Source organism: Microbacterium sp. ZOR0019 (genome assembly GCF_000800925.1).
GTDB classification, from domain to species: domain Bacteria; phylum Actinomycetota; class Actinomycetes; order Actinomycetales; family Microbacteriaceae; genus Microbacterium; species Microbacterium aurugineum.
In genome coordinates this window covers 1-14,126 of the sequence record NZ_JRKC01000083.1, presented here as the reverse complement: position 1 = coordinate 14,126, position 14,126 = coordinate 1, and the positions used below count along the sequence as shown (strand labels likewise).

At 69.3% G+C, this 14,126-nt stretch carries 11 protein-coding genes and 1 pseudogene; 9 read left to right on the top strand and 3 right to left on the bottom strand.

Features of this window, described 5'->3' with window-relative positions; genetic code table 11:
* Positions 1–45: 45 nt before the first annotated feature.
* On the bottom strand, positions 46–3,732 hold the full coding sequence (locus tag L978_RS16515) for a multifunctional oxoglutarate decarboxylase/oxoglutarate dehydrogenase thiamine pyrophosphate-binding subunit/dihydrolipoyllysine-residue succinyltransferase subunit (RefSeq protein ID WP_047524385.1): 3,687 nt from the start codon (positions 3,730–3,732) through the stop codon (positions 46–48).
* Between the two features lie 160 nt (positions 3,733–3,892).
* On the opposite strand from L978_RS16515, the gene L978_RS16510 reads away from it, so the two are divergent.
* From L978_RS16510 to L978_RS16500, 3 genes are all read left to right on the top strand, one after another.
* The gene (locus L978_RS16510) at positions 3,893–5,347 is read left to right on the top strand and encodes a GuaB1 family IMP dehydrogenase-related protein (protein ID WP_047524384.1); all 1,455 of its coding nucleotides are present in this window, start codon (positions 3,893–3,895) and stop codon (positions 5,345–5,347) included.
* A 112-nt stretch (positions 5,348–5,459) separates the two neighbouring features.
* A complete protein-coding gene (locus L978_RS16505) occupies positions 5,460–6,776 on the top strand; it encodes a hemolysin family protein (RefSeq protein WP_047524383.1) in 1,317 nt (438 codons plus the stop codon).
* Entirely contained in the window at positions 6,773–7,834 is a 1,062-nt protein-coding gene (locus L978_RS16500; protein ID WP_047524382.1) for a hemolysin family protein, read from the top strand. Before L978_RS16505 ends, L978_RS16500 begins: the two co-directional genes overlap by 4 nt.
* A gap of 68 nt (positions 7,835–7,902) precedes the next feature.
* Here L978_RS16500 and L978_RS16495 read toward each other — a convergent pair whose 3' ends face one another.
* Positions 7,903–8,970 carry an NADH:flavin oxidoreductase/NADH oxidase gene (locus tag L978_RS16495; RefSeq protein WP_047524381.1) on the bottom strand — a complete coding sequence of 356 codons (1,068 nt, stop codon included), beginning with the start codon at positions 8,968–8,970 and terminating at the stop codon, positions 7,903–7,905.
* A gap of 55 nt (positions 8,971–9,025) precedes the next feature.
* Here L978_RS16495 and L978_RS16490 point away from each other — a divergent pair, with 55 nt between their 5' ends.
* From L978_RS16490 to L978_RS16465, 6 genes are read left to right on the top strand one after another with little or no spacing between them, the layout of a single operon-like run.
* Entirely contained in the window at positions 9,026–9,856 is an 831-nt protein-coding gene (locus tag L978_RS16490; RefSeq protein ID WP_047524380.1) for an NAD(P)H-hydrate dehydratase, read from the top strand.
* The gene (locus L978_RS16485) at positions 9,853–11,088 is read left to right on the top strand and encodes a hypothetical protein (protein WP_231555087.1); all 1,236 of its coding nucleotides are present in this window, start codon (positions 9,853–9,855) and stop codon (positions 11,086–11,088) included. The genes L978_RS16490 and L978_RS16485 overlap by 4 nt, the downstream gene beginning before the upstream one ends.
* A gap of 4 nt (positions 11,089–11,092) precedes the next feature.
* Entirely contained in the window at positions 11,093–11,437 is a 345-nt protein-coding gene (locus L978_RS16480; protein ID WP_047524378.1) for a thiamine-binding protein, read from the top strand.
* Positions 11,430–11,906 carry a GNAT family N-acetyltransferase gene (locus L978_RS16475; RefSeq protein ID WP_047524377.1) on the top strand — a complete coding sequence of 159 codons (477 nt, stop codon included), beginning with the start codon at positions 11,430–11,432 and terminating at the stop codon, positions 11,904–11,906. The genes L978_RS16480 and L978_RS16475 overlap by 8 nt, the downstream gene beginning before the upstream one ends.
* 9 nt (positions 11,907–11,915) lie before the next feature.
* The gene (locus L978_RS16470) at positions 11,916–13,145 is read left to right on the top strand and encodes an MFS transporter (protein ID WP_047524376.1); all 1,230 of its coding nucleotides are present in this window, start codon (positions 11,916–11,918) and stop codon (positions 13,143–13,145) included.
* A 9-nt stretch (positions 13,146–13,154) separates the two neighbouring features.
* Positions 13,155–13,766: an NUDIX domain-containing protein gene (locus L978_RS16465; protein WP_047524375.1), complete on the top strand. Its 612-nt coding sequence runs from the start codon at positions 13,155–13,157 to the stop codon at positions 13,764–13,766.
* A 14-nt stretch (positions 13,767–13,780) separates the two neighbouring features.
* Here L978_RS16465 and L978_RS16460 read toward each other — a convergent pair.
* Positions 13,781–14,126 (bottom strand): annotated as a pseudogene (locus tag L978_RS16460) (homoserine O-acetyltransferase MetX); the annotation flags it as partial.

Here is a 14,126-nt window from a genome sequence, read left to right as displayed (position 1 = left end):
ACGGGCGCCGCGACCGAAGTCGCGGCGCCCGTCCTCGTCTGCGGATCAGTCGAGCGTGACGGCCGCGTGGATCAGTTCGGCCTGCTCGGCCGCGTGCACCTTCGACGAGCCCGTCGCCGGCGAGGCGGACGCGGGGCGCGAGACGGGACGGAACGACCGGTCTCCCGGGACGTCCGCGAAGGCGAGCGCGAGGAACGGCCAGGCGCCCTGGTTCTCCGGCTCCTCCTGGACCCACACGAGCTCGGCGCCGGGGTAGGAGTCGGTGATCGTCTTGAGCTCGTCGATCGGCGTCGGGTACAGCTGCTCGAGCCGGACGAGCGCGACCTCGGGGTTCGGGTTCTTCTCGAGCTCGGCGCGCAGATCCCAGTGCACCTTGCCCGAGTGCACGAGCACGCGCTTGACGGCCGCGCGGTCGAGACCGCGGTCGTCGTCGATGACCGGTTCGAACCGACCCTGGGTGAAGGCCTCGACCGGGCTCGTCGCGCCCCGCAGGCGCAGCATCGCCTTCGGAGTGAAGACGATCAGCGGCTTGCGCGGACGGGCGTACGCCTGGCGCCGCAGGAGGTGGAAGTACGACGCAGGCGTCGACGGACGGGAGACGATCATGTTCTCCTGCGCGCACAGCTGCAGGAAACGCTCGATCCGCGCCGAGGAGTGGTCGGGGCCCTGGCCCTCATAGCCGTGGGGGAGGAGCAGGGTCACGCTGGACTGCTGGCCCCACTTCTGCTCGGCTGCCGAGATGTACTCGTCGATGACCGACTGAGCACCGTTCACGAAGTCGCCGAACTGTGCTTCCCACAGGACGAGGGCTTCCGGCGCCTCCACCGAGTAGCCGTACTCGAACCCGAGGGCGGCGTACTCGCTCAGCAGCGAGTCGTAGACGAAGAAGCGGCCCTGGGCGTCCGACAGGTTCGACAGCGGCAGCCACTCCTGGCCGTTCGCGCGGTCGTGCAGGGTCGCATGCCGCTGCACGAAGGTTCCGCGACGCGCATCCTGGCCCGCGAGTCGCACCGGAGTGCCCTCGACGAGCAGGGAGCCGAACGCCAACAGCTCTCCGAAGCCCCAGTCGATGCCTCCGTTGCGGCTCATGTCGAGACGCTTCTCCAGCAGTTGCTGGATCTTCGGGTGCACCGTGAAGCCGCCGGGCTTGTTCACGAACGCGTCACCGATCAGCTGGATGACCTCGCTCGGCACACCCGTCACGTCCGGAGCACCGACCGTGTCATCGACGGGCGGGGCGTCCGGGGTCACGTCCAGGGCGCCGGTCTCGGCTGCGTGCGTCTCGGCGAAGGCGATCTCCAGACGGTTCTGGAAGTCGGCCTTGGCCTCGTCGTACTCCTGCTCCGTGATGTCGCCACGACCGACGAGCGACTCCGTGTACAGGCGGCGCACCGAGCGCTTGGCCTGGATGAGGTCGGTCATGAGCGGCTGCGTCATCGAGGGGTCGTCACCCTCGTTGTGGCCGCGTCGGCGGTAGCAGACGAGGTCGATCACGACGTCGCGGTGGAAACGCTCGCGATACTCGAACGCGAGCTGGGCGACGTGGATGACGGCCTCGGGGTCATCGCCGTTCACATGGAACACCGGCGCCTGGATCGTCTTGGCCACATCGGTCGAGTAGATCGAGGTGCGACCGTCGTTCGGGGTGGTGGTGAAGCCGACCTGGTTGTTCACGACGACGTGGATCGTGCCGCCCGTGCGGTAACCGCGCAGCTGCGACATCTGCAGTGTCTCGACCACGACGCCCTGGCCCGCGAAGGCGGCGTCGCCGTGCACGAGGATCGGCAGCCACGCGAAGGTGCCGATCGGCTTGCGGTCCTGCTTGGCGCGGACGATGCCCTCCAGCACCCCGTCGACCGTCTCGAGATGCGACGGGTTGGCGGCGAGGTAGACCGGAAGCTCGGACTCGTCATCGGCGACGAAGGTGCCCTCGGTGCCGAGGTGGTACTTCACATCGCCGGAGCCGCGCTGGTTGCCGGGGGTCTGCGTGCCTTCGAACTCACGGAACACCTGACCGTACGTCTTGCCGGCGATGTTGGTGAGCACGTTGAGTCGGCCACGGTGGGCCATGCCGATGGCCGCGCCCTCGAGCCCGGCGGTGGCTGCGCCCTGGAGGATCTCGTCGAGGAGCGGGATCAGAGACTCCCCGCCCTCGAGGGAGAAGCGCTTCTGACCCACGAACTTCGTCTGCAGGAAGGTCTCGAACGCTTCGGCCTCGTTGAGCTTGCGGAGAACCCGCAGCTGCTCGTCGTGGCCGGGCTTCTGGTACTTGACCTCGACCTTCTCCTGGAACCAGCGGCGCTGCTCCGGATCCTGGATGTGCATGTACTCGATGCCGAGGGTGCGGCAGTACGAGTCGCGGAGCACACCGAGGATGTCGCGGAGCTTCGCGACGCGGCGACCGCCGAACCCTCCGGTGACGAACTCGCGGTCCAGGTCCCAGAACGTGAGGCCGTGGCTCTCGATCTCGAGGTCGGGGTGCGAGCGCTGTACGTATTCGAGCGGGTCGATGTCGGCCATCAGATGACCGCGCACGCGGAACGAGTTGATCAGCTCCTGCACGCGGGACTGCTTGTCGACGCGCTCGGCGAGGTCCACCGCGATGTCGGGGTTCCAGCGGATCGGGGCGTAGGGGATGCGCAGCGCGGCGAAGATGTCGTCGTAGAAGCCGCGCTGGCCGATGAGCAGCTCGTGCACCTTCTTGAGGAACTCGCCGGACCCCGCACCCTGGATGACGCGGTGGTCGTAGGTGCTGGTGAGCGTGATGGTCTTGCCGATCGCGAGCTCGTTGAGGGTCTTCTCGCTGGCGCCCTGGAACTCGGCCGGGTACTCGAGGGCACCGGCTCCGATGATGCAGCCCTGGCCCTTCATCAGGCGAGGCACGGAGTGCACGGTACCGATACCGCCGGGGTTGGTGAGGGAGACCGTGGTGCCCTGGAAGTCGCCGGCGGTCAGCTTGTTCCCGCGGGCGCGCGTGACCAGGTCTTCATAGGCGGAGAGGTATTCGGTGAACGACATGGTGTCGGCGCGCTTGATGCTGGGCACCATGAGAGCGCGCGTGCCGTCGGGCTTGGGCAGGTCGATCGCGATGCCGAGGTTGACGTGGGCCGGGGCGACGACGGAGGGCTTGCCGTCGACCTCGGCGTAGAACACGTTCTGGCTGCGGAACTCGTCGAGCGTGCGGATGAGAGCCCAGCCGATGAGGTGGGTGAAGCTGATCTTGCCGCCACGGGTGCGTGACATGTGGTTGTTGATGACGATGCGGTTGTCGATCATCAGCTTCGCCGGCACCGTGCGCACGCTGGTCGCGGTCGGGACGGTCAGGGACTCGTCCATGTTGGCGGCCAACGTCTTCGGCAGGCCGCGCAGAGGGGTGACCTTGTCCTCTTCGACGACGTCCGTGGTGTCCTTCGCCTCGGGCTTCGGCGCGGGCTTGGGAGCCTGCGCGGGGATCGGCGCCGTCGCAGCCGGCTTGGCCGTGGTACGTGCCACGGGCTGCGAGCCGATCACGGGGATCGGGGCGGTGACGGGATGCGCCTGCGGAGCAGCCGTCGCCGTGCCCGTGGAAGGAGCCGCGGACGCCGCGTCGGAGTGGTACTTCTCCAGGATCGGCCACCACTCCTTGTCGACGGAGTCGCGGTCCACCTTGAACTGCTCGTAGAGCTCTTCAACGAGCCAGGAATTGGCTCCGAACCCCCCGTCGCCGTTGACGCCGGTCACCTGGTTCGACACGCTCGATCGCCCTCTTTCATCGCTGAAGCTCTCTGGTGCGGACGTCGTCGCAGGATGCGTTCGGGCCCGCACGCTCTCGACCAACAAGCCTAACGTGTTTCGCTCGGGGATTCGTCGAAGCCATGCGCCCGTGGCGAGGGGATCTGGGTACCGTGGAGACATGGAATTCTCAGGAGCGCAGCCGGCCGTCGATCTGACCTATTCGGACGTCTTCCTCGTGCCGCGCCGATCCGCGGTGAGCAGCCGCCTCCAGGTCGATCTGGCGCCCGTCGACGGCACCCCCGCGACCCTGCCGATCGTCGCCGCCAACATGAACTCCGTGACGGGTCCGCGCATCGCGGCGGTGCTCGCGCGACGCGGCGCTCTCGGTGTTCTTCCGCAGGACCTGCCGTTGCAGGATCTCGACTCCGCGATTCGCGAGGTGAAGGCGCAGCCGGTCCTCTGGGACACCCCGATCGTGCTGCCGCCGGAAGCGTCCGTCGCCGATGCGCTCCGCCTGCTTCCGGCGACGAGCGGACACGGGATCGTCGTGGCCCGCGGCGACGCACCGATCGACGTGGAGCGCATCGTCGGCATCCTCCCCGCAGTCCGACTCGCCACGGCGCTGCCGGATGCGCAACTGGGCGACCTCGTCCACCGGGGTACGCCGTCGATCGATGCCGACGACATCGGTTCGGAGCGGCACGCGTTCGACGTCATCACCGACGCCGGTGTCGAGATGGTGACGGTGATCCACCACGGTCACCTCGTGGGCACCCTGAGCGCACGCAGCGCCTTGCGGTCCACTCTCTACCGGCCGGCGCTCGACGCTGACGGTCGTCTGGTGGTGGCCGCGGCCGTCGGCATCAACGGCGACGTCGCCGCCAAGGCGAAGGCACTCGCCGGAGCAGGCGTCGACGTGCTCGTGGTCGACACGGCACACGGACACCAGGAAGGCATGCTGAGGGCGCTTCGCGCGGTCGCCGATCTCGACCTGGGGCTCCCGATCGTGGCGGGGAACATCGTCACCGCCGACGGCGTCGCCGACCTGGTCGACGCGGGCGCCTCGATCCTCAAGGTCGGTGTCGGGCCCGGGGCCATGTGCACGACCCGAATGATGACGGCGGTCGGTCGACCGCAGTTCTCGGCGGTCCTCGAGACCGCGCAGGCCGCACGGGAGCTCGGCGCACATGTCTGGGCCGACGGCGGTGTGCGGTACCCCCGCGACGTCGCGCTGGCGCTTGCCGCCGGTGCGGCCTCCGTCATGGTCGGCTCCTGGTTCGCGGGAACCATCGAGGCTCCGGGGGAGCTGCAGCACGAGGGCGACGGGCGTCTTTTCAAGGAGTCCTGGGGCATGGCGTCGACCAAGGCGGTGCAGGCGCGGTTCGGCCGGCTCGACGCGTACGAGCGTGCGCGCAAGGAGCTCTTCGCCGAGGGCATCTCCTCGTCGAAGATCTACCTCGACCCCCTGCGGCCCGGCGTGGAGGACCTGCTGGACATGATCACCTCGGGCGTACGTTCGTCGTTCACCTACGCGGGAGCGTCGACCGTGCCCGAGTTCCACGACCGTGCGCTCGTCGGCCTCCAGTCGGCAGCGGGATACGAAGAGGGCAAGGCGCTGCCGGTCAGTTGGTGAGCGCGAGCGCGAGCCCGTCCTCATTCGATACAATCGTCCCCATAATGGACGACCCTCCCAGTTGTAGAACATCGCCCCACTGTCCGCCTCTCTCCTCGGAGAGGAACCTCTGATGGACTACATCATGTTGGGCGTGGGGCTCCTGCTCACGGTCGGCACCGGCCTCTTCGTCGCGAGCGAGTTCGCGCTGGTCAATCTCGACCGCGCCGACCTCGAAGCGCGTCAGGCTCGGGGGGAGTCCCGGCTCTCGCTCACGATCAGTGCCCTCAAGCACACGTCGACCCACCTCTCCGCGGCCCAGCTCGGCATCACGCTGACGACGCTGCTGACCGGTTACACGATGGAGCCGGCGCTGTCGAACCTCCTCCGGCCGACGCTTCTGGCCTGGCGCATTCCGGAAGCAGCCGTCTCGCCCATCGCGACCATCGTGGCGATGTTCATCGCCACCGTGCTCTCGATGATCCTCGGTGAGCTGGTGCCGAAGAACTTCGCGCTCGCTCTTCCCCTCGCCACCGCGAAGCTCGTGGTCCCCTTCCAGATCGCATTCACCACGGTCTTCAAGCCGGCCGTGGTCGTGCTCAACGGCAGCGCCAACGGCGTGCTGCGCAGCATGGGGATCGAGCCGAAAGAGGAGCTCTCCGGGGCCCGGAGTGCGGAGGAGCTCTCCTCGCTGGTCCGGCGCTCCGCCAGTGCGGGCATGCTCGAGGCCGACACGGCCACGCTCCTCGACCGCACCCTGACGTTCTCCCGACTCACTGCGGCCGATGTGATGACCGCCCGCCCGAGCATGCACGCGATCGCCGCCGGTGACTCCACCGACGATGTCATCCAGCTCGCCCGCCGCACCGGGCACAGCCGGTTCCCGGTCTACGACGACGACCTCGACGACATCATGGGCGTCGTGCATCTGAAAGCTGCCATCTCCGTGCCGCGCGAGCGCCGTGCGGAGGTGCCTGTCGGCGCGCTGGCGACCGAGCCCCTCCGTGTTCCGGAGACGGTCCACGTCGACGCCCTGATCTCCGAGCTCCGGGCACGCGGCTACCAACTGGCCGTCGTCGTCGACGAGTACGGCGGAACGGCAGGGCTCGTGACGCTCGAGGACCTCGTCGAGGAGCTGGTGGGCGAGGTCGCCGATGAGCACGACCGCACTCGGGCCGGAGTGATCCGCAACCGTGAGGGCATCACCTTCCCCGGCGAGTTGCGGCCCGATGAGCTGCGTCGTCGCGCCGGGGTCGAGGTTCCGGAGGGCGACGTCTACGACACCGTCGGCGGATACGTCATGAGCGTGCTCGAGCGCGTGCCCTCGGTCGGAGACGAGGTTCCGCTCGACAGCGGCACGCTCCGGGTCGTGCGCATGGACGGCCGACGCGTCGATCGCGTCCGCTACGTGCCGAGTCCGCTCGGCGAGGGAGAGGGGGCCACCCGATGAACGATTGGGCAGGACTCGCCTGGCTCGTCGTGCTTCTCGTCGCGAACGCCTTCTTCGTCGGCGGCGAGTTCGCCGTGATCTCCGCGCGGCGGTCGCAGATCGAGCCCCGCGCCGATCAGGGATCGCGCGCGGCCAAGACGGCGCTGTACGCGATGGAGCATGCGACGCTGATGCTCGCGACCTCGCAGCTCGGCATCACGATCTGCTCGCTGCTCATCCTGAACGTCTCCGAGCCCGCGATCCACCACCTGCTGGCCGTGCCGCTGCATGCCCTCGGCTGGCCGGACGGTGCTGTCGACGCGGTGTCGTTCGCCATCGCGCTGCTGATCGTCTCGTTCCTTCATGTGGTGTTCGGCGAGATGGTGCCGAAGAACCTCGCGTTCTCGGTGCCGGACCGTGCCGTGCTCATCCTCGCCCCGCCCCTCGTGTGGGTGTCGAAGGTGTTCATGCCCGTGATCTGGGTGCTCAACGCGACGGCGAACGGCGTGCTGCGGCTGTTCCGGGTGGAGCCGAAGAATGAGGCGGCATCGACCTTCACCCTCGACGAGGTCGCCACCATCGTCAGCCAGTCGCGGCGTGAGGGCCTGCTCATGGACACCGCGGGAACGGTCGCGGCCGCCGTCGAGTTCACCGACAAGAAGGCGCGAGACGTCGCCGTGCCCCTGAGCGACCTGGTCACGCTTCCGCAGTCGACCACGCCGGACGACATCGAGAAGGCGGTCGCCCGCTACGGGTTCTCGCGCTACGTGATCGTCGACGACGAGTCCGTGCCGATCGGCTACGTGCACTTGAAGGACATCCTCCGGGCCTCGGAGGGCCCCGATGCCGAGGTCAAGATGATCGAACCGGTCCCGGCGAAGCGCATCCACCACATGGTGCCCGTCCAGGAGGACACGGATCTCGAGGACGCCCTCGCGGTCATGCGCCGCGCCGGTCGTCACCTGGCGAAGGTGCGTGACGCGCGGGGGAACACCACCGCGGTGCTGTTCCTGGAGGACATCCTCGAAGAGCTCGTGGGAGAGGTGCAGGACGCGACTCGTCGCTTCCGCGGACGCTGACCCCGATCACACGCACGAAGGCCGCCGGCTCCCCGAAGAGTCGGCGGCCTTCGTGTCTCCGTCCGGGCTCAGCGCCAGTGCGCACGTTCGTACTGGGGCGGCCATGCGACCTCGGCGCCGAGTTCATGTGCGGCGCGGAGCGCGAAGTGCGGGTCGCGAAGCCACTCCCGGCCGGCGAAGACCGCATCCGCCGCGCTGTCGGCGAGAACCTGCTCGGCCTGGGCGGATGCGGTGATCAGTCCGACCGCCGACACCGGGATGCGGCCTCCGCGGCGGACGGTCTCGGCGAGAGGGACCTGGTACCCGGGGAACACGTCGATCCGCTGATGGGCCACGAGGCCGCCGCTCGACACGTCGATCAGGTCCGCTCCGCGCTGCGTGGCCCAGTCGGCGACGGTGGACGCCTCATCGGGGGCGAAACCGCCTTCCGCGTGGTCGGTGGCCGAGATCCGGACGAAGACCGGCACCTCGGGACCCGCAGCCTCGCGCACAGCGTCCACGACGCGCAGCAGGAGCCGCGCGCGGTTCTCGAGCGGGCCGCCGTACTCGTCGTCTCGCCGGTTCGAGAGGGGGGACAGGAACTGGTGCAGCAGATAGCCGTGCGCACCGTGGATCTCCAGCACGTCGAAGCCCGCCTCGAGCGCGCGTCGCGCGGCGTCGGCGAAGGCCTCGACCACGCGGTCGATCCCGGCGAGGTCGAGGGCGACCGGCGCGTCGAAGCCGTCGAAGGCGATCGCCGACGGCGCAGCTGTCGTCCAGCCTCCCTCGGCGGCCGGCACCGACCCCCGCTCCCGTGCCCACGGCCACCACGTCGATGCCTTCCGTCCCGCGTGCGCGAGCTGGATCCCGGCGGACGCCCCACGTTCGTGGATAGCGCGGACGATCGGCGCCCAGGCGTCGCGCTGCTCGTCGCTCCAGAGACCCGCGTCGCGCGGCGAGATACGGCCCTCGGGTACCACCGCGGTCGCCTCCGCGACGATCAGTCCGGCGCCGCCCGAAGCGAACTGCGCGAGGTGCGTGTGGTGCCACTCCTGCACCAGGCCGTCGACGGCGCTGTACATGCACATCGGCGAGACCCAGAGGCGATTGCGGAACGTGACGGAACGGATGCTCAGCGGGGAGAAGAGAAGACTCACCGTTCGACGCTACCGCGACGACGCGCCTCGCGGAGCGTCGCACTAACGTGGAGTCATGGTCGAGGTGCGCGAGTGGACACGCAGCGATACGTCCCGGTACTTCCGTGCGCCCGCCGCAGAGGACGACAAGTACACGCGCGGGGTGGTGGCGCTCCGCACCGGATCGGCCGCTTATCCCGGTGCCGCGGTGCTCGGTGTCGAGGCCGCGTGGCGGACCGGTGCAGGATTCGTGCGCTACGTGGGGGAGGAGCGGGCGGCCGATGCCGTGCTCGCCCGGCGCCCGGAGACGGTGGTCGGAGCGGACGCTGGTCGTTCCCGCGTGGATGCCTGGGTGATCGGATCCGGCACGGATCCGGCCCTTCGGACGGATGCGGAGAGCGTCGCGCTCCGGGAGATCCTCGCGGGGACCGTGCCGGTCGTCATCGATGCCGGAGCGCTGGATCTCGCCCCCGGTGCCCGCGCCCCCTTCCTCATCACCCCGCACGCACGCGAGTTCGCCAGGCTCCAGGAGCGTCTGCGCCTGCAACCAGGCGGCGAACGCGCCGAAGGAGCCCGACAGGTCGCCGCGAAGATCGGCGGAACCGTGCTCCTCAAGGGGGCTTGCACGCTGGTCGCGGCCCCGGACGGGACGACTTTCGCGATCCAGGCCGGGACGGGCTGGCTGGCGACGGCGGGAACCGGAGACGTGCTCGCCGGCGTGCTCGGTGCGGTGACCGCCGCGAACCCCGATGCCCCGCTCGCAGAGATCGCCGCCGCGGGGGCCTGGTTGCACGGCCACGCGGCACGGATCGCCGCAGACGTGACCGCCGGCAGCCCGGGGCATCCGATCGTCGCGCTGGATGTCGCCGCGGCGTTGCCGCCCGCGATCGCGGACGTCCTCGCGTGAGGCGCGCGTCGAACAGCAGGGTGGTCGTGCTGTGGGCCGTCTTCCTGCTCGTGCACCTGCTCACGGCGTGGCTCGGGTGGGTGTATCCGAGTCAGCCGATGGGCGATGTCGTGCTCGTGTACGAGCCCTGGGCGACGTCGGCGCTCAGCGGGGGACCGATCGTCGGAATCGACGAGACCTGGGTCTACCCGCAGCTCGCCCTCGTGCCGATGCTCATCGCTGCGGCCCTGTCGGCGCCGCTCGTGCTCCTGCTCGGCGTCTCCCATGCGTATCTGGTGGGATGGGCGACGCTCGTGATCATCCTCGATGCCGTCGCCTTCGGTGTGCTCGTCGGCCGTTCACCGTCGCGCGCACGTCGTGTGGCTGCCTGGTTCTGGTGTGCGGCGGTCCTTCTGCTCGGTCCCATCGCGCTCTACCGGATCGACGCGATCACGGTGCCGATCGCCGTGATCGGTGGGCTCTGGCTCGTGTCGCGGCCGACGATCGGTGCCGCCCTCCTCACGATCGGCGCCTGGATCAAGATCTGGCCCGGGGCGCTGGTCCTGGCGGCCGTCGTGGCGCTCCGCGCGAGGATGCGGGTGCTTCTCGGTGCCACGGTCGTCACCACCGGGGTCGTCGCGACGCTGTTCCTGCTCGGCGCGGACACCGAGATCTTCGGGTTCCTGACGGAGCAGACCGGGCGGGGGCTGCAGATCGAGGCCGTGGCCGCCACGCCGTTCCTCTGGCTCGCGGTCGCCGGAGCCGCACATATCGAGTACAGCTTCGAGATCCTCACCTTCCAGATCACGGCCCCCGGGGTCGACGCCGTCGCCGCCGCGCTCACACCCCTGATGGCGCTCTCGGTCCTCGCGGTGACGGTGGTGGGCGCGCGGAAAGCGGCGCGCGGTGCGACATTCCCCCGGCTGTTCCCTCCGCTCGCCCTCACGCTCGTCACGCTGCTGATCGTCACCAACAAGGTCGGTTCGCCGCAGTTCCAGACCTGGCTGATCGCCTCGGTGGTCCTCTGGCTCGTGCTCGATCGGGTCAGAGCGCGCGTTCCCGCCGTGATCGTCCTCGCGCTCTGCCTGCTCACCTGCCTCGTCTACCCGATCGGCTACGACGCACTCCTGCGTGCCGATGCCCTCGCCGTCGCCGTCCTCACGGTGCGCAACGTCATTCTCCTCGTCCTGCTCATCCTGAGCATCCGTGCTCTCGCACGTGTGCCCGCTCGTCATCCGAACCCCCAGGAGTGAACCCATGCTGATCGCCTTCTCCGTCGCCCCGAGTGGCACCCCCGCCGACGGTGCGCAGCGCACCGACGCCTCCGTGCACGACGCCGTGGCGGCAGCCGTGCGCGTCGTGCGCGAGTCGGGGCTGCCGCACCGGACGACGAGCATGTTCACCGAGCTCGAGGGTCCGGACTGGGACACGGTCATGGCCGTCGTCAAGCGCGCGACCGAAGCGGTGATGCCGTTCGGGTCACGGGTCTCGCTCGTGCTCAAGGCCGACATCCGTCCCGGGTACTCCGGAGAGCTCGACGCGAAGATCGAACGGTTGGAGTCGGCGATCGGGGAGGCGGCTGCCGCGGAGCCCCGTGACTGATCCGCGTCCGCTCGGATCGGTCGTTCTCCGGACGGCGCTCGCCGAGGACGCCGAGTGGATCGCCGAGCTGCGCGCCGACGTGCTCCGCGCCGACCTGGAGCGGCTGGGGCGCTACGACCCGACGCGTGTCCGGCAACGCTTCCGCGATGCGTTCGAGCCGGCGTACACGCGGATCATCGTGGTGGACGCTGTGGATGTCGGGTCCGTCGCCCTCCGTCCAGACGGCGACATCACGTGGCTGGAGCACCTCTACCTCGACGCCTCGCACCAGGGGAGAGGCGTCGGCACTCGGGTCCTGGCGATGATCCTCGACGACGACCGGCGGTACCGGCTCAACGTGCTCCAGGGCAGTCCGGCGCGCAGCCTCTACGAGCGTCACGGGTTCACCGTCGACTCGCAGGACGACGTGGACGTGTTCATGACGCGAGAACGAGGCGTCCCGGCGGTCGTGCCCCCCGACGGCCGCTAAGCTGATCCGGTGAATCCCTCGAATGAATCGAGGGGTGCGGCGAAGTGGGCGCTCCTCTCTCTCGCCATCGGCAGTTTCGGCATCGGCATGACCGAGTTCGTGGTCATGGGCCTGCTGCCCAACATCGCCGCCGACCTGCTGCCTGCGCTCTGGGCGACCCGTCCGGAAGAAGCGCTGAGTCAGACGGGGTGGCTGATCTCGTTGTACGCGCTGGGTGTCGTCATCGGCGCCCCGACCATCGCCGGCTTCGTGGCGCGCTACCCGCGTCATCGAGTGATGATCGTGCTCGCTCTCGCGCTCACGGTGTTCAATGCCCTCACGGTGGCGCTGCCGACCTTCGAGCTCGTCGCCGCCTCGCGATTCTTCGCCGGGTTGCCGCACGGTGCGTACTTCGGCATCGGAGCCCTCGTCGCCGCCGATGTCATGGGTCCGGGAAACCGTGCCAAGGGCGTGGCCTTCATCCTCACCGGCCTCACGGTCGCCAACGTCATCGGGGTGCCGCTGGGGACCTTCCTCGGGCAGGAGTGGGGGTGGCGGGCGGCCTTCGCCGTCGTGGCGCTGGTGTTCGCGCTCGCGACGCTGTGCATCGCGCTGTTCGTCCCCGAGCACCCGGGCGATCCGGGGCGGACGATGCGTCAGGAGCTCCGGGTGTTCCGCCGGGCGCAGGTGTGGTTCACACTCGGCATCGGCGCGATCGGCTTCGGCGGGTTCTTCGCGGTGTACAGCTACATCGCGCCGTTGGTGACGGACGTGGCGGGGTCACCCGAGTGGGCGGTCCCGATCGTGCTCGTGCTGATGGGGCTCGGCATGACCGCCGGAAACCTCGTGGGCGGCCACCTCGCCGACATCGATCTGCGCCGCACCCTGCTGTGGGGACTCGCGGCGATGGCGATCGTGTTCTCCCTGCTCGCCTTCCTGTCGTTCTGGATCGTGAGCCTCGGGCTGACGGTGCTCGTGGTCGGATTCGTCTCCTCGGTGCTGAGCCCGACCATCCAGACGCGTCTCATGGACGTGGCCGGGGACAACCAGTCGATCGCGGCGGCGATGAACCACTCGGCGCTCAACATCGGGAACAGCCTCGGCGCCTTCCTGGGCGGTGTCGTGATCGCCGTCGGATGGGGCTTCACCGCGCCGGCATGGACCGGAGCAGCGCTCGCCGTTGCCGGGCTCCTGATCGCCGTGCTGTCGTACCGCATCGAAGCGCATCGCCCCGAGGTCTCGGAGCTCGTCGCGTCGTAGAGTGACGGGATGACTGCCCCCGAGGATTCCCTGCCCGTCGCCGGCACCGTCGTCCTGCTGCGGCCCGCGGAACCCGGGTTCGAGGTGCTGCTGCTGCGTCGACCGGACCGCGGATCCTTCCCAGGAGCCTGGGTGTTCCCGGGCGGCAAGGTCGAGCCGGAGGACCGACGCGACGGCGAAGGAGACGTCGAGGATGCGCGCCGCGCCGCGATCCGGGAGACCTTCGAGGAAGTGGGGCTGGTGGTCGACGATCTCGTCGTCCTCTCCGAATGGCAGCCGCCGATCGAGGCTCCCACCCGCATCCGCACCTGGTTCTTCCTCGCCGCGGCGTCGGACGCGGTGCCGTCACCTGCTGAGGACGAGGTCGCCGAGTTGGCCTGGGCGCGGCCATCGGAAGCACTGGCGCGCCACGGGGCGGGGGAGTGGACGCTGTACCCGCCGACGTGGGTCACGCTGCACAGCCTGTCCGCGTTCGCGGATGCCGCTGCGGCACTGTCGTCCGGCGGCGCAGCGGAACTCTTCCAGACGCGTGTTCTCGATACCGAGACCGGTCGTGACTTCTCCTGGGAGCAAGGGCGCCTCGAAGCCGGCGTGCTGCCGTGGAGGTTCGTCGCAGGCTGAGGCGTTCGGGAGGCTCAGCTGTCGAGGAGCCGGCGGAGGTGGGACCCGACGGCTTCGGTCTCGATCAGGAACCCGTCGTGTCCGAAGTCGCTGGTGAGCACCACGGCCTCGTCGTCGATCACGTGCGGAATGCTGCGGGCGATGCGCTGCTGCCCGTCGACGGGGAACAGCCGGTCGCTGTCGATCCCGAGGACCAGCGTGGTCGCCGTGACCGCCCGCAGAGCTTCTTCGACACCCCCGCGCTCCCGCCCGACGTCATGCGAGTTCATGGCCTCGACGAGGGTGATGTAGCTGTTGGCGTCGAAGCGGCGGGTGAATTTGTTGCCGTGGAAATCCAGGTAAGACTCGACCGCGAAGCGC